Here is a 16,535-nt window from a genome sequence, read left to right on the forward strand (position 1 = left end):
TGCGAGCACGTAGCCGGCCGTCGCCCCTCCACGATGCCTGACCCCGGGATGCCCCCGCAGGATCGACCGGGCGAACATCAGGCGACCACGAGGCTACCCGCCCGGGCCGGCAACATCGAACTCGCGCCGCCTATAGGGCTGTCCACCCACCCACACCACACATTCCGGGCCGACCGGGATCGGGGCCGCCGGCTGCCGCGAGCGGTGCGTCCGGAAGACTGGGGTCGGCGACACACCGTCCGAAGGAGCCCGTACCCATGGCCGCAGCACCTCCCCCGCGCAGCGCCGAACAGCGCCGACGGGACACCCTGCACCGACTCGAACACGACGTCGACGCGTGGGTGGCCACCGCCGACGCGAGGACCGGCACACCGTATCTGGTGCCGCTGTCCTACCTGTGGAACGGCGACACGCTGCTGATCGCCACCGCCTCGGCGAGTGCGACCGCGCGCAACCTGCTCGCCGGCGGCACCCTGCGACTCGGCCTCGGTCCGACCCGCGACGTGGTGCTGATCGAGGCCACCGCCGAGGCCCTGTCGGTCGCCGACATCAGCGCCGACGAGGGTGACACGTTCGCCGCCAAGACCGGCTTCGATCCGCGCGAACTCGGCACGGCCTACCACTACTTCCGGATCAGGCCGCGACGCGTGCAGGCCTGGCGCGAGTCCAACGAGCTGCCCGGCCGCGAGCTGTTCCGCGACGGTGTCTGGCGGGAGTCCTGACTCGGCTCGCCGTCGGGGGAATCGACCGGCACGCCGCCGGTCTCTCGTAGTGCCGGCGGCGGGGCTCGCCGGTGGGAGGTGGGGGCTCGGCCGCCGGGGGACGTCGGCGGCCGAGCCCCCCTTCGGTCACCTACCGAAGTAGGTGTCGAAGTTGTGGGAGAACTCGAAGTTGTTGAATCGGTCCCAGTTGATCGACCAGGTCATCAGGCCGCGCAGGTTCGGCCGGACCCCGTGCGGGGTGTAGCCGCCGCAGTTGTTGCCCTTGGTGAGGCAGTCCAGGGTCTTGTTCACCTCGGTCGTGGACACCCAGCCGTTGCCCGCCTGCACCGAGGCCGGCATGCCGATCGCGACCTGGTCGGGGCGCAGCGCCGGGAACACGTTGTTCGTGTTGCCCGCGACCGGGAAGCCGGTGAGCAACATGTCGGTCATCGCGATGTGGAAGTCCGCGCCGCCCATGCCGTGGTACTGGTTGTCCAGGCCCATGATCGAGCCCGAGTTGTAGTCCTGGACCTGCAGCAGGGTCAGGTCGTCGCGCAGTGCGTAGATGACCGGCAGGTAGGCACCGCAGCGCGGGTCCTGGCCGCCCCACTGGCCGGAACCGTAGTACTGGTAGCCCATCTGGACGAAGAACGTCTCCGGTGCCATGGTCAGCACGAACCGGCTGCCGTACTTGGCCTTGAGCGTCTTGACCGCCGAGATCAGGTTGACGATCACCGGAGTGGTGGGGTTCTTGAAGTCGGTGTCGCCGGTGTTCAGGGACAACGAGTGGCCCTCGAAGTCGATGTCCAGGCCGTCGAGTCCGTAGTCGTCGATGATCTTGCCGACCGAGGCGACGAACGTGTCCCGGGCGGCGGTCGAGGACAGTTGTACCTGGCCGTTCTGGCCGCCGATCGAGATCAGTACCTTCTTGCCCGCCGCCTGCTTGGCCCGGATGGCCGCCTTGAAGTCGGCGTCGCTCTCCACGCCGGGGCATTCGGTGCTCGAGCAGCGGTTGAACCGGATGTCGCCGGAGGTGACCGACGTCGGCTCGCCGAAGGACAGGTTGATCACGTCCCAACTCGCAGGCACATCCGCCATTTTGGTGTATCCGGAGCCGTTGGCGAAGCTCGCGTGCAGGTAGCCGACCAGGGCATGGGCGGGCAGTTGGCCACCTCCGCCGCCGGTGCCGGTGGTCGCGGTGACCGCCGCCGACCTGGCCGACTCACCCGCCGAGTTGGTCGCGCTGACCTGGAAGGTGTACGCGGTGGCCGGGGTCAGGCCGGTCGCGGTGGCGCTCGGGCCGGTCACGGACTGCACCTTGGCGCCGTTTTGGTAGACGTTGTAGCCGGTCGCGCCGGGGACGGCCGACCAGGACAGCGGCACCGTGGTCGAGGTGGCCGTGCCTGCGGTCAACCCGGTTGGTACGGAGGGGAGTTCGACCACGCCGGTGGTGGTCGCGGGGACCGCCGTCGACCTGGCCGACTCGCCGGCCGAGTTGGTCGCGCTGACCTGGAAGGTGTAGGTCGTGGCCTGGGTCAGCCCGGTGACGGTGGTGCTCGTCCCGGTGACCGACTGGGCCAACACCCCGTCCCGGTAGACGTTGTAGCCGGTCGCGCCGGCAACGGCCGACCAGGACAGCGGCACGCTCGTCGCGGTCGGGGTGCCGGCGGCAAGGCCGGTGGGGGTGGCCGGGATCTGCGTGTTGCCGCCGGGGCCGGACAGGGACAGGTCGTCGGCGTAGTAGTCGCCGGTGCCGTACCAGCCGTGCGTGTACACCGTGATCGACGTGGTGTTCGGGCCGGTGTGGAACGTGGTGGTCAGTTTCGTCCAGTCCGGCGCGGAGCCGGTCCAGGTGGAGGGGTCGGTGCCGCCGGTGCCGGTCGCGCCGAGGTAGACGTAACTGCCGCGTACCCAGCCGGAAACGGTGTAGTCGGACGACGGCTGGACGGTGACGGTCTGCGCGCAGAGCGCGTTGTCGTTGCCGACCGGGGTCGCCTTCAGGGCCGAAGTGCCGCTGTGTACGGGGGTGTTGACGGTGACTCCGCTGCCGGCGCTGCAGGTCCAGCCGGTCAGGCCGGACTCGAAGCCGCCGTTCTGGAGCAGTTCGGCGTCGGCCGCGTCGGCGCCGGTCGCGCCGGCGGTGAGCATCGCGGCGGTCAGCAGGGCGGTGGTGGTCGCGGCGACGAGGGCACGCGGCCGGGTGCGGGGACGGACGCTGGTGGATCCGGGCATGGGATTCCTCGCGTGGTCGGGACGGACGATGCGGGGTGGGCGGACGATGGGCGATGGGGGCGCCCGGGCCGGTCGCGTGGTCCGGCCCGGGCGCGCCGCGTTACGGGAGCGTGCGCAGGTGTGGGCCGACCGTGTTGGAGAACTGGTTGCCGTTGAGTGCGTCCCAGTTGGTCGACCAGGTCATCGCGCCGCGCAGATCCGGGTAGGTCCTGCTCGGCTTGAACGTCCCGCAACTCGTGCCCTGGGCCAGGCAGTCGAGCGCGTTGTTCACCATGGCCGGCGATATGTAGCCGGAGCCGGCGCCGCGCGGTGAGGCGGGCAGGCCCAGGCCGACCTGGGAGGGGGCCAGGCCGCCTTCGAGCTGGATGCAGGCCAGGCCGGTGAGGAAGTCCACGGAACCCTGGCTGTAGACCTTGCCGTCGCAGCCGAGCATCGCGCCGCTGTTGTAGTACTGGGTGTTGACGACGGTGAGGATGTCCTTGATCGCCAACGCGGTCTTGAAGTACTCGGTGCCGGTGGACTGCATGTCCAGGGTCTGCGGCGCCATGGTGATCACCAGACCCGCGCCGACCTTGCCGGAGAGCGAGCGCAGCGCCTGGGACATGTAGGTCGAGCTGATGCCGTTCTCGAGGTCGATGTCGACGCCGTCGAATCCGTAGGTCTGGATCAGCGTGTACAGCGTGTTCGCGAAGGTGTTCGCCGACGCCGAGCTGTTCACCGAGACGGTGCCCTTCTCGCCGCCGACCGAGATGATCACCTTCTTGCCGGCCGCCTTCTTGGCCGCGATGTCGGCCTTGAACTGCGCCTCGGAGTAGTTCAGCGCCGGGTCCAGGGTGAACGAGACGCCGCCCTGTTGTGCGGTGGCGTCGGCGAACGCGACGGCGATGATGTCGTAGTCGGCGGGCACCTGGGCGATGGTCTGCACGGTGGCGCCGTTGTTGAAGTTCTGCCAGTAGCCGGTGAGTGCGTGCTTGGGCAGCGTGCCGCCGCCTCCGCCGCCGGTGGTGGTCGCGGTGACGGCGGCCGATCTGGCCGACTCACCCGCCGAGTTGGTGGCGCTGACCTGGAAGCCGTACGCGGTGGACGCGGTCAGGCCGGTTGCGGTGGCACTGGTCCCGGTCACCGACTGCACCCTGGTGCCGTCCTGGTAGAGGTTGTAGCCGGTGGCGCCGGGGACCGAATTCCACGAGAGGGGGACGCTCGTGGACGTCGGCGCGCCGGCAGTCAGGCCGGTTGGGGTGGCCGGGATCTGGGTGCCGCCCCCGGTGGTGGTCGCGGTCACCGTCGCCGACTTCGGCGACTCGCCGGCCGAATTGCTCGCGGTGACCTGGAAGTTGTAGGCGGTGGACGCGGTCAGACCGGTGACGGTGGCACTGGTGCCGGTCACCGACTGGACCTTGGTGCCGTCCCGGTAGACGTTGTAGCCGGTGGCGCCGGGGACCGAATTCCACGAGAGGGGGACGCTCGTGGCGGTCGGCGCGCCGGCGGTCAGGCCGGTGGGCGCGGCCGGGACCTGGGTGCCGCCGCCGGGACCGGACAGGGTGATGTCGTCGGCGTAGTAGGCGGGTTGCCCGTACCAGCCGTGCAGGTAGACGGTCACGGACGTGGTGGCCGGCCCGGTCGTGAACGTGGTGGTGAGCTGCTGGTAGGTGCCGGCGTTCGGGGTCCAGGTCGAGGGGTCGGTGGTGCCGGTGCCGGTGGCGCCCAGGTAGACGTAGCTGCCCTGGACCCAGGCGCTCAGCGTGTAGGCCGAGTTCGGCAGGACGGTGACGGTCTGCGCACAGTTGGCGTTGTCCAGGCCCGCCGGGGTGCCCTGGAGCGCGCCGGTGCCGCTGTGTACCGGGCTGCTCACCGCCGTTCCGGAGCCGGCCGAACAGGTCCAGCCGGAAAGGCCGTCCTCGAAGCCGGGGTTGCTCACCGGATTGTCGGCCGCCTGGGCGCTGCCGGCGACGGCGACGGTGAGTCCCGCGCCGGCCAGGGTGAGTGCCGCGAGGGCGGCGAGGGTGGGATTGCCGCGGCGAGGGGACTTCGCTCGCGGGACGTGCGAAACGCGTGCCACTACTGCCTCCGTGCGTGGAGAAGCGAGGTGGGAACAAGCGATACGACCGGGGCGCGACAGCCCGCCCTGCGCGCCTATTGGTCTAGGCCAAAGTGGTCCAGACCAATAGAGCGTGTCAAGGTTTTCCACCCGATCCGATTCCGTTTACCTCCGAGTCGCCGGCCGGCTACGCTCCGCAGCGGCCGGTTCGGCGTGTCTCCTGCGCGCCCTCGACCGGGTCCTCGACCGGGCCCGGGAGCGCCGCCACCAACACCGCGCACAGGGTGTCGATGTCGCCGGCCATGTCGATGCCGCCCGCCAAGTGGCTCGCCGACCCGGGACGTTCCGGTGCGCTGCCGGGCGCGTCGGGCCGATCGCCGGCGCGACTCGGCCCGGGTCGGTACGACGGGGCGGGGCTAGGGTGGCGAGATGAGCACCCCCTTCCGCCCCGTGCCGGCCCGGGTGGCGACCGACGCCGATGTGGACACGATCGTTGCCACCCTGACCACCGCGTTCTTCGACGACCCGATGTGGGGGCCCGCGTTTCCGGACGTCGAACATCGTGCCGAGCAGGCGGCGCGGTTGTGGCGGGTGTTCGCCACGTCGGCGCTGCGCTACCCGTGGGCGCTGGTGACCGAACACGTCGAGGCCGCGGCGCTGTGGGTGCCGCCGGGCGGGACCGAACTGGCGCCGGAGGCCGAGGCGGGTCTGGCGGACTTCCTGGTCGAGATCACCGACCGGGCGACCGCCGACGGGATCCTGCGGATCTTCGAGCTGCTCGGGGACGCGCAGCCGAGCGAACCGCACTTCTACCTGAGCCTGCTCGCCACCCACGACGAGCACCGCGGCCGGGGACTGGGCATGGGTCTGCTGACCGAGAACCTGGCCCGGATCGACGCCCTCGGCATGCCCGCCTACCTCGAGTCGTGCAATCCGGCCAACCACGCGCGCTACGCCAGGGCCGGCTTCACCCCGCTCGACGACATCACCCTGGACACCGGACACGTGGTGACCACGATGTGGCGACCGGCCCGAACCGGCTGAGCGGCGGCCGGCCCGCAGCGAGCCCGGGATCAGTTCCGGACGGGCGCCGGATAGGGCGCCACGCTCGCGGCAACGGCGGCCGAGCCGAGGTGGTTCGCCGCCGGGCAGGCGAGTTGCCCAGGCCGGCCGGTTCGTCGGGATCGGCTGTCGTCCCGCCGGGGCCGATGTCGGTCGAGTGGGGAAGCATCGGGGTATGACGGGACACGTGCAGGGGTGGCGGTCGGGGGACGTGGGTCGGTTGGCTCGGCGGTTGGGTGGGGTGACCACCGGTGGGTGGTCCTTGGAGGGGGTGCGGGGGCTGGTCGAGATGCTGGGGTGGGACTGGGACGGGGCGCCGGATCGGGCCCTCGTCGGCACCGGGTTACCGGGCGGGCGGGCACGATTGCGGGTGGCCGGGCGGTTCGAGGAGCAGTACGTCTCGGGTGAGGCCTATGTCGAGTTGGCCGTGCCGCTGGGGCCCACCGCGCCGGAACCGGCCGCCCGGGCGGCGGCGTTCCGACGGGCGGCCGAGGAGCTGGCGGCAACGCTCGGCGACGCGTCGATCATGGGGGTGTACGGGGGCTCGGTCCCTTCTACGACGGTGGTGCGCGCTGGGGCACGCCGTTTCTGCGCTGGCGCGGCGAGCCGGACACCCTGGAGTTGCGGGCGGGCGAGGCGGGGCCGGAGTTGGTACTGCAACCCACCGCGCCCGTGGAGAACTGGTTCCGGCAGCAGGGCCACGGCGAACCGGGCGCGATCACCGGCTTCTTCGGCCGCGCGCGGGTGCCCGCCAACGGCGGACTCGAGCTGCCGGGCCGCTGGTTCGCCCGGGACTGGTCGCAACTGACCCATGCGCTGGCCGACTTCCTCGGCTCGCTGCCCGCCGAGACGACCGCGCTCGGGGTGCGACTCGCGCTTCCCGTCTTCGGGCGGACGCCGCACGGTGGCGCGCCGATCCTGTTCGACCTGGTCTGCGGCAACCGGCTGTTGATCGGCTGCTTCCCGCCCGCCGGTGCGGATGTCCGCGCGCTCGGTTGGGGCACCGCCGAGGAGTACCCCGGCACTCGGGCCTGGTGGGGCTCGGACGCCGACCCGCGGGCCCGCCTCGACGCCGGCGGTGCGGGCGAGGTGGACGGGCGCACGATCGCCGAACTCCTGGTCGCCACCGCCCGTGCGGCGGGCCTGGCCGGTCCCGAGGGGCTGATCCTCGGCGAGGAGGGCGAGCGGGTGGGTGCCTTCGACGTCGAGTTCTACGGATTGGGCCTGCGTTCGGGCTGAGCCGGCGGTGTCGCGGCAACGACGACGTCGATATCGTGTACAGGGCACCGAAGTTGCCCATCGTCTCGTCGAGTGGCAGGAGCACACCATGGCCGTACCGGTGGCAATGAACCACCTCGCCTACCAGACCCGGGACCTGGCCGCGACGCATCGGTTCTGGACCGAGGCGGTCGGGGCCGAACTCGCGGGCGCGGTCCGGCAGGAGTCGATGACCACGAGCAGCGGCGACGTCACGGCGCCCTTCCTGCACGTGTTCTATGCGCTCGCGGGCGGCGAGTGCATCGCGTTCTTCGACGTGGCCAAGGAGTACGCCCCCGTGCCCGACGGCCTGGAGTCGTGGACCCGGCATGTCGCGCTCGGCGTGGACTCGATCGCCGAGGTCGACGCGATGGCCGAGCAGATCCGCCGACACGGGGTCGAGGTCCGGGGTCCGATCGACCACGACGGCGTCTGGTACTCGGTGTACTGCTTCGACCCCAACGGGGTGCACGTGGAAATCACCCACCAGTCCCGCCCGTTGACCAAGCAGGACGCGGACGAGGCGCGATCGGCGTTCGACGACTGGCTCGCCGATCGCGCCGCCGGGCGACTGCCGGGCTGACCGTTTTCGCGGCGGGGCTACTCGCCGGCGGCCCGCTCGTAGCGCAGCAGCACGGTGCGCGCGTCCAAGGTCCGCGAGTCGGTGAGCCGGAGGGTGTGGCGGATGTCGTCGGCCCGGAAGACCGGCTTGCCGCCGCCGAGGATCACCGGGTGTACAAAGATCAGGTATTCGTCGATCAGCCCGAGCCCGGTGAGCGTGTTGGCGAGCCCCGCGCCGCCGGTGAGCAGGATGTTCTTGCCGGGCTCGGCCTTGAGCGCGGCGATCTCCTCGGCGAGGTTGCGCCGCCCGATCACCTCGGCGCCGTGCTCGGCCCGGTCCAGGGCCGAGGACACGACCACCTTGCGGGTCGCCCGCCAGATCGGCGCGAAGCGCAGGTCGTGCGGATCGGTGGAGATGCTCTCGACGATCGGCCAGTAGCCGGACATCATCTCCCACACGACGCGGCCGTACAGGAACGTGTCGGCCTCGTCGTTCAGGGTCTGCCCGAAGTCGGACGACTCCGGGCCCATCTCCGCCCAGTCGAACTCGCCGTTCGGGCCCTGGATGTAGCCGTCGAGCGACTGGTGGACCAGGTAGAGGATCTTGCGCATGGTGGGCTCCATATCGGTGTGGGTGTGGGTTGGGCGTGGGTTGGGTGTGGGTGTTGCCGTCGGTGTGGGTTGGGTGTGAGTGGGTCGGCGTGTTCGCCTTTTCGCGGGGAGGTCGGAGCCGCCGGCCGGTTCTCGACATCGGCGGGGATATTTCTCGAAAAGAATTCTTCGCGGCGGGTCCGGGCGGTCGGGCCCGGCCGCGACGGCCCCGCCGACGCCCCTGCCCGCGCCCGATCAGGCCTCGCCGCGACCCGGAGCTCCGCCCGCCACCCGCGCCGCGCGTATCTCCAGGTAACGCCGCTCCGGCGTACCGGTGGTCCGGCGCGCCGCCGCGCGATACGCCTCCCGGGCCGCGTCCCGGTCCCCGGCCGGTTCGAGGAGGTGGCCTCGGACCGTCCGGGTCTGTGCCGGATCGGCGAGCGCCTCGCCGCCGAGCAGTTCGCCGGACCCGGTCGGCTCCGCGATCAGGGCGTCCACCTCGCCGAACAGCTCGGTGTGCTCGGTCTCGGAGAGTTCCTCGACGAATCCGGGGCGGTTGTGGATCGGCAGCATGCACCTCACGACGTGACTCCGGGGTCGGTCCGGGCTTGATCGGCGGATCCCGCTCCGGTTCGGGCCGGTCCATTGTGCTCCGGTTCGAGCCGATCCGGTGCGATCGCTCGGCGCGGGGTCGGAGCCGATCGGCGCTGCTCGACATCCCGGCGCGCGGAATCGCGCAGGACGCCGAGGACGGCCAGCGTGCCGGCGAGCGTGACGACACCGATCAGGGTGATCACCTGGCCCGGGTCGAGCAGGCCGGCCAGCGCGCCGGCGCCGGCCATGCTCACGCCCTGGAGGGTCATCGTGCCGGTGTTCACCAGGCCCATCGCCTGGCCGGTGGTCGCCGCCGGGACGGCCGCCAGGAAGCGGCGTTGCAGGCCGAGTTGGTAGCCCAGACCCGCGGCGGACAGGACGAACAGCGCGGCGGTCACCCACAGGGGTGGACCGAGAGCGAAGAACACCAGCGGCGCGCCGAGTTGCAGCGCCAACCACGGCACCAGCCGTTCGCGCCACGCCGGCCGGACGAAGCGGCCGACCAGCAGATTGCCGAGCAACATCCCGGCCGCGCCCGACCCGTACAACACGCCCGCGTGGTCGGGCGCGTACGGCACGATCACGCCCTCGGCGGCCACGGCCAGGTTCGCCGGTATCCACTGGGCCAGCAGCAGCCCACGCACCACGGGATCGCCCAGCAGCTCACGATTGACCCGCCAGGTCGCCCGTACCGCGCCCTCGGCCGGATTCGCCGCCGGCCGCGATCCGGGCGCCAGACCCACCCGCACGAGCACGGCCGACGCCAGCGCGGTCCCGGCGGCGAACAGCAGCGCACCACTGGCGCCGACCAGCGCGAGCAACAGCCCGCCGACCGCGTAGCCGAGCACCTGCATCGCACCGGCGGTCACCCCGAACACCGAACGGCCCAGCACGTAGGCGTCGCCGTGCAGCAGTTCGGGCAACGTGCGCTGCCGTGCGGCGCCCGCCACCGGGCTGACCAGGCCCACGCTCGCGAGCAGCACCAGCACCGCCCACACGGGCAGCACGTCGACGGCCAACACCAGCGCGAGCGCACAGCGGATCAGGTCGTAGCCGGCCATCGCGGTCCGGACCGGCAGCCGGTCGGTGAGCGAGAGCAACAGCGCGCCGCCGAACGCCTGCGGCACGAACCCGGCGACGAAGGCGAGCGCGGACAGCGCCGGCGACCCGGTCCGCTCGTACACCAGCACCGCGAGCGCGAGCATCCGCACGGTGTCGCCGATCAACAACAGCACATAGGAACCGAACAACACGCGGAAGGCGCTGACCGCGAACACTTCACGGTAGGTGGCCGGTTTGACGTCATCGCCAATCATGCGGTGAGCGTGCCGGGCCGCCCGCCGACCCCGCCAACCTTTCGGCCACAACCGAAACCTGGCAGACTCGGACGGGTGCAGCGCAGGACGCTCAGGATCGAGGTCGGCCCGGCCGACGTGGCGCGCAGCAGGTTCGGCATCTCGCCGCTGGGCGAGACGGTCTGCCTGCTCCGGACGTTGTCCGGCAGCCACGACGCGGGGCCGCTGCGACCGTGGATCGAGCGGATTCGGCCGACCTACGAACACCTGCGCCGGAATCAGCGGACCCTGCCCGCGCTGACCTCGCTCTACTGGCGCGGCGGCTACAACGCCGACTTCCTGCACCCACCGCCGGCCGGATCGCAGGTCACCATCGAGGACGAACTCGCCGCGCTGCGGGCCACGTCGCGGGAGCAGGCGTACCGCGAAATGGCCCGCAACATGGCCGGCCTGCGCAACCCCTCGGCAGCGCTGCGTGACCTGCTCGACTCCCCCGACCTGGTACCGCGCTGCGCGGACGCCCTCGAAGCCGCCTGGAGCACGCTGCTCGAACCGGAGTGGCCGGCCCTGCGCGCGGTGCTGCAACACGATCTGGTGCGCACCGCCGGCCGATTGATGGCCTACGGCTGGGGCTCGGCACTGAGCGATCTCTCCCCCCGCCTGCGCTGGCGCGACGAGGGGGTGATCGAGGTGACCCGCCAATTCGGCACCCGGGTCGCCCTCGACGGCGCGGGATTGCTCCTGGTCCCCTCGGCCTTCGGCTCGCTGATCGTGTATGTCGAGCCCCCGTGGCCGTACGCCATCGTCTATCCGGCCCGCGGCATCGCCGAACTGCTGGGCGCCCCGGCCCGATCCGACGACGAGGCGTTGGCCGACCTGCTCGGCACCACGAGGGCGAGCATCCTGCGTGCCCTGAGCGTGCAGTCCACCACCACCCAACTGGCCGCCCGCCTCAACCTGAGCCTGGGCACGGTGGGCGACCACCTGGCCGTGCTGCGCCGCGCCGGATTGGTCACCGGCCTACGCGTGGGCCGCTCGGTCCGCTACCAGCGCACCGCGCTCGGCGGCGTGTTGGCGGCGGGGCGGGTCGGGTGATCGGAGTATTCCCCGCCGGCGAGGCGTCGCGATACCGTGCCCCGGTCACCGAACCGATCGGTGCCACCGGCCGCCCGGGCCAGGCCGAGCAAGCGCGCGAAGGACGTCATGGCCTACTACGCCGTCGAGTACGTCTTCACCCCCGACAACCGCCATCTGGATGTGCGAGCCACGCACCGCGAGTATCTGGCGCGGCTCGGGAAGGAGGGCAGGCTCGCCCTGTCCGGGCCGTGGGCCGACGACACCGGCGGGCTGCTCGTCTTCCGGGTCGACGGCGAAGCCGAGGTGCGGGAGATCGTCGAGCAGGACCCATACCGCGCGGCGGACGTACTCGGCCGGGTCCGGATCACCCGGTGGAATCCGGCATTCGGCTTCCTCGCGGAGCATCTCGACGCACCACATCTCGACGCACCACATCCCCACGACTGAGCCGGCCGGCGGCCGGGGCGGACGCCCGGCTGCGGCCCGGCCCCGTCCACCCGCTCACGGCGCGACCCCGGTCAACGCCGGCAGGTAGCCCTTCGCGTGTCCCGTGCGCGTCGGGTGGTACGACTCGTCCAGGGGCAGGGTCACGCCGTGGATCCACTCGTCCGACGCGCACACTCCGTGGCCCGCGAAGTGGCCCCGTACGTCCGCGAATTCGGCCCGGTTCGCACCCGCCCGCCCGGCCGTCGTATCGGCCAGGAAGTCGGCCGCCCGGTCGAGCACCCGGCGCTTGGCCTCGCTCAGGCCCGGGAAGCAGCCGCCGAGTTCGAACAGGCGCGGGTAACCCAGCACCACCAGGCGGGCGTTCGGGGCCCGGTGGTGGATCTGCGCGTAGGTGGCGTCCAGATCGGCCGGCAACCGGTCGCGGGTGTACGTCGTGGCCTTGGCCACCGCATCCGTACAGTCCTCGTCCGTGCCCAGCACACATGTCTCGATCGCGTCGGAGAAGCCGATGTCGTTGCCGCCCACGCTGATCGTGACCAGGGTCGTGCCGGCGTTCAGTACGGACAACTGCCGGTCCCGCACCTGCGCCGTGGTGGCGCCCGAACAGGCCGCGAAGGCGAACTCGGTGGCCGCGTGCGCCAGGTGCCATAGCGACGGGTAGGCGTTCGCACTGCGCTTGCAGTCGCCGCTGTCCGCCAGGTAGCCCCCCGCACCCACACCCGAGCTGTACGAATCGCCCAGTGCCGCGTAACCACCCGCCGCCGGCGCCGCGCGCGCGACCGGGGCGAGCAGGAGCAGGGCCGCGCCGGCCACGATCGACGCGGCACGAACGAGTGACGGCATGCTGATCCCTCCGGAACGTGGGCACGTTGTTCGGAGGTATCGGCCGTCCCGGCCGCCGACTTGACCCGCATCACCCCACCGAGGGTTCGTGCGGGCGAAACGTCTGACGGTAGGTCATCGGCGGCACCCCGATCGTGGCCACGAGATGTTGCCGCAGCGAGGCGCCCGTGCCGAACCCGGCCCGGTCGGCGATCCGGTCCACGCTCAGGTCGGTGGTCTCCAGCAACCGGCGCGCGTGCTCCACCCGCTGTCGGGTCAACCACTGCCCCGGGGTCATCCCCACCTCGTCCCGAAAGCGCCGGGTGAAGGTGCGTACGCTCATCCGCGCGTGCTCGGCCAACTCGGCCAACGACAGCGGCCGGTGCAGGTGTTCGAGCGCCCAGACCCGGGTCGCCGACGTGGTGGCCGAGGACGGCGCCGGTACCGGGCGTTCGATGAACTGCGCCTGGCCGCCCTCGCGCCACGGCGGCACCACGCAGCGCCGGGCGACCCGATTGGCCACCTCGCTGCCGTGGTCCCGGCGCAGCAGGTGCATGCACAGGTCGATCCCGGCGACGACGCCCGCCGCGGTGAGAATGTCGCCGTCGTCGACGAAGAGCACGTCCGGGTCCAGGTCGATCTCGGGGAAACGCCTGCGGAAGTGCTCGGCCTCGTTCCAATGTGTGGTCGCCGGGCGCCCGGTGAGCAGGCCGGCGGTGGCCAGTACGTAGGACGCCGTGCAGAAGGTCACGATCCGGGTGCCCGGTCGCAGGCCGGCCAGCGCGCGGGCGAGCGGTTCGGGGAGCCAGTCCGGCTCGTTGTGCTCGTCCACACCGCAGGTGAACGGCGGGATCACCAGCGTGTCGGCGTCGGCCAGTGCCTCGACGCCGTGTTCCACCGCGATCGAGTAGTCGGCGCTGGTGCGGACCGGGCGGCCGGCCAGACTGCACGTGATCACCTCGTACAGCGGCTGCTCGTCGGCGCCGGTCGCGGTGCCGAAGATCCGGACCGGGATGCCCAGCTCGAACGGATAGACGTTTTCCATCGCGAGGACGACGACTCGATGCATGGCCGGATCCTTGCACATGTTGGCCACTCGGCCACTCGATGGGGGGTGCGGGCGGCGGCAGAGTTGATCACACGCCGCACGACGCGACGCGCGGGGATACCGCAGGAACACGGCAAGGGAACGGTGAGGACGATGCGCGCCATCGGTCAGGACACGCTGGGTGGGCCCGAGGTGCTGAAGGTGGTCGAGCTGGACCGGCCCGAGCCGGGCGTGTCCGAGGTGTTGGTCCGGGTGCACGCGGCCGGGGTGAACCCGACCGACTACTGGCACCGCGCCTCCGGCGGCCTGCTCGCCAACGGGCCGGTGCCGCTGGGCTGGGACGTGTCCGGCGTGGTCGAGTCGGTCGGCCTGGGGGTCAGCGTATTCCGGCCCGGCGACGAGGTCTTCGGGATGCCGCGGCTGCCGCAACCGGCCGGTACCTACGCCGAGTTCGTCACCTCGCCGGCCCGCCACCTGGCCCGCAAGCCGGCCACGCTGTCGCACGTGGACGCCGCCGCACTCCCGGTGGCCGGGCTCACCGCGTGGCAGTCCCTGGTGGACGCGGCCGACGTACGGCCGGGGCAGCGCGTACTGATCCACGCGGCGGCCGGCGGCGTGGGTCACCTCGCGGTACAGATCGCCAAGGCCCGCGGCGCGTATGTGCTCGGCACCGCCCGGGCCGCCAAGCACGAACTGGTGCGCGGACTGGGCGCGGACGAGGTGATCGACTACACCGTCGTCGACTTCGCCGAGGTGGTGCGCGACGTGGACATCGTGCTGGACACGATCGGCGGCGAGTACGGACCGCGCTCGCTGCGTACGCTGCGCCCCGGCGGCCTGGTGGTGTCGCTGGCCTCACCGGCGGAGACCGCGCTCGCGGCGCAGGCCGAGCGGTCGGGGCGGCGGGCCGGGTTCACCATCGTGGAGCCCGATCAGGGCGGGCTGAAGGAACTGGCGGCGCTGGTCGAGGCGGGCCGGTTGCGGCCGATCGTCGACGCGGTGTTGCCGTTGGCCCAGGCGGGGCGGGCGCACGAGCTCGGCGAGAGCGGACGCACGTCGGGCAAGATCGTGCTCACCGTGGCGGCGTGAGGCGGGCGGCCCGACGGGCCGGGCAGGCGCTCGGCCCGCCCGCCGCCTTTTCCCCGCCGACCAGACCTCACGAGCCGGCAAGGCCGTGTTCGCCGATACGTCGCATCGCGCCACTACACACGTGTCCATGACCTCAGTGGACAGAAGGACCCTCCTGCGCACCGGTTCCGTGCTCGGTGCCGGCCTGGCGATCGCGCCCGTCGTGGGCACCGCCTCGGCCGCCGCGAGCGCGGACCCGGCGTCGACCGCGCCCGCCTTCGTGGCCTCCGGCCGGCCGAGCCTGAGCCACGGCGTGCAGAGCGGCGACGCCACGTCGTGCTCGGCGATCGTGTGGGGCCGGGCCGACCGGCCGGGCCGGCTGATCGTGGACTACGGCACCCGGCCCGACCTGCGCGACGCCCACCGGATCCGCGGCCCGTGGCTGACCCCCGACGGCGACCTGACCGGCCGGGTCCGGCTGCGCGACCTGCCGGCCGGGCGGCGGATCCACTACCGGGTCCGGGTCGAGGGCGAACGCGGCGCGGCGGGCGAGCCGGTGACCGGCTCGCTGCTCACCGCGCCGAGCGAACACAGCCGCGCCGACGTACGGTTCCTGTGGTCCGGCGACTGTGTCGGCCAGGGCTGGGGCAGCAACCCCGACCTCGGCGGCATGACGATCTTCGAGCAGATGCGCCGACTGCGCCCGGACTTCTTCCTGCACAGCGGCGACACCGTCTACTCCGACGGCCCGCTGCTGCCCAGCGTCACGCTGCCCGACGGCCGGATCTGGCGCAACGTGGTCACCCCGGAGAAGTCCAAGGTCGCCGAGTCGCTGACCGAATACCGGGGCCAGTTCGCCTACAACCTGCTCGACCACAACTACCGCGCGTTCGCCGCCGAGATCGCGCAGATCAACCAGTGGGACGACCACGAGGTGCACAACAACTGGTATCCGGGCCAGATCCTCGACGACGCGCGCTACACCGAGAAGCGCATCGACGTGCTCGCCGCGCGCGCCAAGCAGGCGTTCCGCGAGTGGGTGCCGATCGGCGACGACCGGGTCTACCGCAAACTCTCCTACGGTCGTCACCTGGACGTGTTCGTCCTGGACATGCGCACCTACAAGGACCCCAACGACGACAACCGCTACGCCGACCCCAAGCGCGGCATGCTCGGCGACCGGCAACGACAGTGGCTGATCGAGGGCCTGTCGCACAGCCGGGCCACCTGGAAGGTGATCGCCAACGACCTGCCGCTCGGCCTGGTCGTCCCGGACGGTCCCACCGCGCAGGAGGGTGTCGCGCAGGGCGACCCGGGCCAACCGCTGGGCCGGGAAATGGAGTTCGCCACCGTGCTGCGCACCGCGCAGCGGCGCGGGGTGCGCAACCTGGTGTTCCTGACCGCCGACGTGCACTACACCGCGGCGCACCACTACGACCCGGCCCGCGCCGCGTTCAAGGACTTCGACCCGTTCTGGGAGTTCGTCTCGGGCCCGCTGAACGCGGGCGCGTTCGGCCCCAATGCGCTGGACGGCACGTTCGGCCCGAAGGCGGAGTACGTGCACGCCCCGCCGCGCGCGAACTACTCGCCGCTGGAGGGCTTCCAACACTTCGGCGAGGTCGCCGTCGAGGGCGCCTCCGGCGAGCTGACGGTCAACCTGCGCGACGCCGCGTCCACCGTGCTGTGGAGCAAGACACTGCGCCCGGTCCGCTGACCCCGCGGCGCGCCCACCGACCCGGAAG

Annotated in this window: 15 protein-coding genes; 8 read left to right on the plus strand and 7 right to left on the minus strand. The window is 71.8% G+C overall.

The window, feature by feature from the left end; translation table 11 throughout:
* Positions 1 to 257: 257 nt before the first annotated feature.
* Positions 258 to 722, plus strand: coding sequence for a pyridoxamine 5'-phosphate oxidase family protein (locus ABIA38_RS24395; RefSeq protein ID WP_424640931.1), 465 nt, complete (start codon positions 258 to 260; stop codon positions 720 to 722).
* A 126-nt stretch (positions 723 to 848) separates the two neighbouring features.
* Here the strand turns inward: ABIA38_RS24395 and ABIA38_RS24400 are convergent, their stop codons facing one another.
* Both ABIA38_RS24400 and ABIA38_RS24405 read right to left on the minus strand, forming a co-directional pair.
* Entirely contained in the window at positions 849 to 2,933 is a 2,085-nt protein-coding gene (locus ABIA38_RS24400) for a fibronectin type III domain-containing protein (protein ID WP_424640932.1), read from the minus strand.
* 100 nt (positions 2,934 to 3,033) lie between these two features.
* Positions 3,034 to 4,992, minus strand: coding sequence for a fibronectin type III domain-containing protein (locus ABIA38_RS24405; RefSeq protein ID WP_424640933.1), 1,959 nt, complete (start codon positions 4,990 to 4,992; stop codon positions 3,034 to 3,036).
* Positions 4,993 to 5,400: 408 nt separating this feature from the next.
* Between ABIA38_RS24405 and ABIA38_RS24410 the strand changes: the two genes are divergently transcribed.
* From ABIA38_RS24410 to ABIA38_RS24420, 3 genes are all read left to right on the plus strand, one after another.
* Positions 5,401 to 6,015, plus strand: a complete 615-nt coding sequence (locus tag ABIA38_RS24410) for a GNAT family N-acetyltransferase (RefSeq protein WP_424640934.1) — start codon at positions 5,401 to 5,403, stop codon at positions 6,013 to 6,015.
* A 639-nt stretch (positions 6,016 to 6,654) separates the two neighbouring features.
* The gene (locus ABIA38_RS24415) at positions 6,655 to 7,272 is read left to right on the plus strand and encodes a hypothetical protein (protein ID WP_424640935.1); all 618 of its coding nucleotides are present in this window, start codon (positions 6,655 to 6,657) and stop codon (positions 7,270 to 7,272) included.
* A gap of 88 nt (positions 7,273 to 7,360) precedes the next feature.
* Positions 7,361 to 7,873, plus strand: coding sequence for a VOC family protein (locus ABIA38_RS24420; protein ID WP_424640936.1), 513 nt, complete (start codon positions 7,361 to 7,363; stop codon positions 7,871 to 7,873).
* Positions 7,874 to 7,890: 17 nt separating this feature from the next.
* On the opposite strand, the gene ABIA38_RS24425 is transcribed toward ABIA38_RS24420, so the two are convergent.
* The 3 genes from ABIA38_RS24425 to ABIA38_RS24435 all read right to left on the minus strand — a co-directional run bounded on the left by ABIA38_RS24425 (position 7,891) and on the right by ABIA38_RS24435 (position 10,352).
* Positions 7,891 to 8,463, minus strand: coding sequence for a dihydrofolate reductase family protein (locus tag ABIA38_RS24425; protein WP_424640937.1), 573 nt, complete (start codon positions 8,461 to 8,463; stop codon positions 7,891 to 7,893).
* A 234-nt stretch (positions 8,464 to 8,697) separates the two neighbouring features.
* Positions 8,698 to 9,015, minus strand: a complete 318-nt coding sequence (locus ABIA38_RS24430; protein ID WP_424641046.1) for a hypothetical protein — start codon at positions 9,013 to 9,015, stop codon at positions 8,698 to 8,700.
* A 5-nt stretch (positions 9,016 to 9,020) separates the two neighbouring features.
* Positions 9,021 to 10,352 (minus strand): MFS transporter, encoded by a 1,332-nt coding sequence (locus ABIA38_RS24435; RefSeq protein ID WP_424640938.1) that lies wholly within the window; start codon positions 10,350 to 10,352, stop codon positions 9,021 to 9,023.
* A gap of 75 nt (positions 10,353 to 10,427) precedes the next feature.
* Between ABIA38_RS24435 and ABIA38_RS24440 the strand changes: the two genes are divergently transcribed.
* Both ABIA38_RS24440 and ABIA38_RS24445 read left to right on the plus strand, forming a co-directional pair.
* Complete coding sequence (locus tag ABIA38_RS24440; protein ID WP_424640939.1) at positions 10,428 to 11,426, plus strand: DUF5937 family protein; 999 nt, start codon at positions 10,428 to 10,430, stop codon at positions 11,424 to 11,426.
* Between the two features lie 108 nt (positions 11,427 to 11,534).
* On the plus strand, positions 11,535 to 11,855 hold the full coding sequence (locus ABIA38_RS24445) for a YciI family protein (protein WP_424640940.1): 321 nt from the start codon (positions 11,535 to 11,537) through the stop codon (positions 11,853 to 11,855).
* Positions 11,856 to 11,909: 54 nt separating this feature from the next.
* Here the strand turns inward: ABIA38_RS24445 and ABIA38_RS24450 are convergent, their stop codons facing one another.
* Both ABIA38_RS24450 and ABIA38_RS24455 read right to left on the minus strand, forming a co-directional pair.
* Positions 11,910 to 12,698 carry an SGNH/GDSL hydrolase family protein gene (locus ABIA38_RS24450; protein ID WP_424640941.1) on the minus strand — a complete coding sequence of 263 codons (789 nt, stop codon included), beginning with the start codon at positions 12,696 to 12,698 and terminating at the stop codon, positions 11,910 to 11,912.
* 70 nt (positions 12,699 to 12,768) lie between these two features.
* Positions 12,769 to 13,746, minus strand: a complete 978-nt coding sequence (locus tag ABIA38_RS24455; protein WP_424640942.1) for a GlxA family transcriptional regulator — start codon at positions 13,744 to 13,746, stop codon at positions 12,769 to 12,771.
* 132 nt (positions 13,747 to 13,878) lie between these two features.
* Here ABIA38_RS24455 and ABIA38_RS24460 point away from each other — a divergent pair, with 132 nt between their 5' ends.
* Complete coding sequence (locus ABIA38_RS24460) at positions 13,879 to 14,814, plus strand: NADP-dependent oxidoreductase (protein ID WP_424640943.1); 936 nt, start codon at positions 13,879 to 13,881, stop codon at positions 14,812 to 14,814.
* A gap of 127 nt (positions 14,815 to 14,941) precedes the next feature.
* Entirely contained in the window at positions 14,942 to 16,507 is a 1,566-nt protein-coding gene (locus ABIA38_RS24465; protein ID WP_424640944.1) for an alkaline phosphatase D family protein, read from the plus strand.
* Positions 16,508 to 16,535: the final 28 nt, after the last annotated feature.

It is taken from the genome of Embleya sp. AB8, from assembly GCF_049739465.1.
GTDB lineage: Bacteria > Actinomycetota > Actinomycetes > Streptomycetales > Streptomycetaceae > Embleya.

What these genes read in the sequence shown, in the direction of transcription:
- ABIA38_RS24435 (WP_424640938.1), bottom strand. Translation starts at nt 10,352, where the DNA reads ATGATTGGCGATGACGTCAAACCGGCCACCTACCGTGAAGTGTTCGCG.
- ABIA38_RS24445 (WP_424640940.1), top strand. Translation starts at nt 11,535, where the DNA reads ATGGCCTACTACGCCGTCGAGTACGTCTTCACCCCCGACAACCGCCAT.
- ABIA38_RS24465 (WP_424640944.1), top strand. Translation starts at nt 14,942, where the DNA reads ATGACCTCAGTGGACAGAAGGACCCTCCTGCGCACCGGTTCCGTGCTC.
- ABIA38_RS24410 (WP_424640934.1), top strand. Translation starts at nt 5,401, where the DNA reads ATGAGCACCCCCTTCCGCCCCGTGCCGGCCCGGGTGGCGACCGACGCC.
- ABIA38_RS24395 (WP_424640931.1), top strand. Translation starts at nt 258, where the DNA reads ATGGCCGCAGCACCTCCCCCGCGCAGCGCCGAACAGCGCCGACGGGAC.
- ABIA38_RS24400 (WP_424640932.1), bottom strand. Translation starts at nt 2,933, where the DNA reads ATGCCCGGATCCACCAGCGTCCGTCCCCGCACCCGGCCGCGTGCCCTC.
- ABIA38_RS24450 (WP_424640941.1), bottom strand. Translation starts at nt 12,698, where the DNA reads ATGCCGTCACTCGTTCGTGCCGCGTCGATCGTGGCCGGCGCGGCCCTG.
- ABIA38_RS24455 (WP_424640942.1), bottom strand. Translation starts at nt 13,746, where the DNA reads ATGCATCGAGTCGTCGTCCTCGCGATGGAAAACGTCTATCCGTTCGAG.
- ABIA38_RS24425 (WP_424640937.1), bottom strand. Translation starts at nt 8,463, where the DNA reads ATGCGCAAGATCCTCTACCTGGTCCACCAGTCGCTCGACGGCTACATC.
- ABIA38_RS24420 (WP_424640936.1), top strand. Translation starts at nt 7,361, where the DNA reads ATGGCCGTACCGGTGGCAATGAACCACCTCGCCTACCAGACCCGGGAC.
- ABIA38_RS24460 (WP_424640943.1), top strand. Translation starts at nt 13,879, where the DNA reads ATGCGCGCCATCGGTCAGGACACGCTGGGTGGGCCCGAGGTGCTGAAG.
- ABIA38_RS24430 (WP_424641046.1), bottom strand. Translation starts at nt 9,015, where the DNA reads ATGCTGCCGATCCACAACCGCCCCGGATTCGTCGAGGAACTCTCCGAG.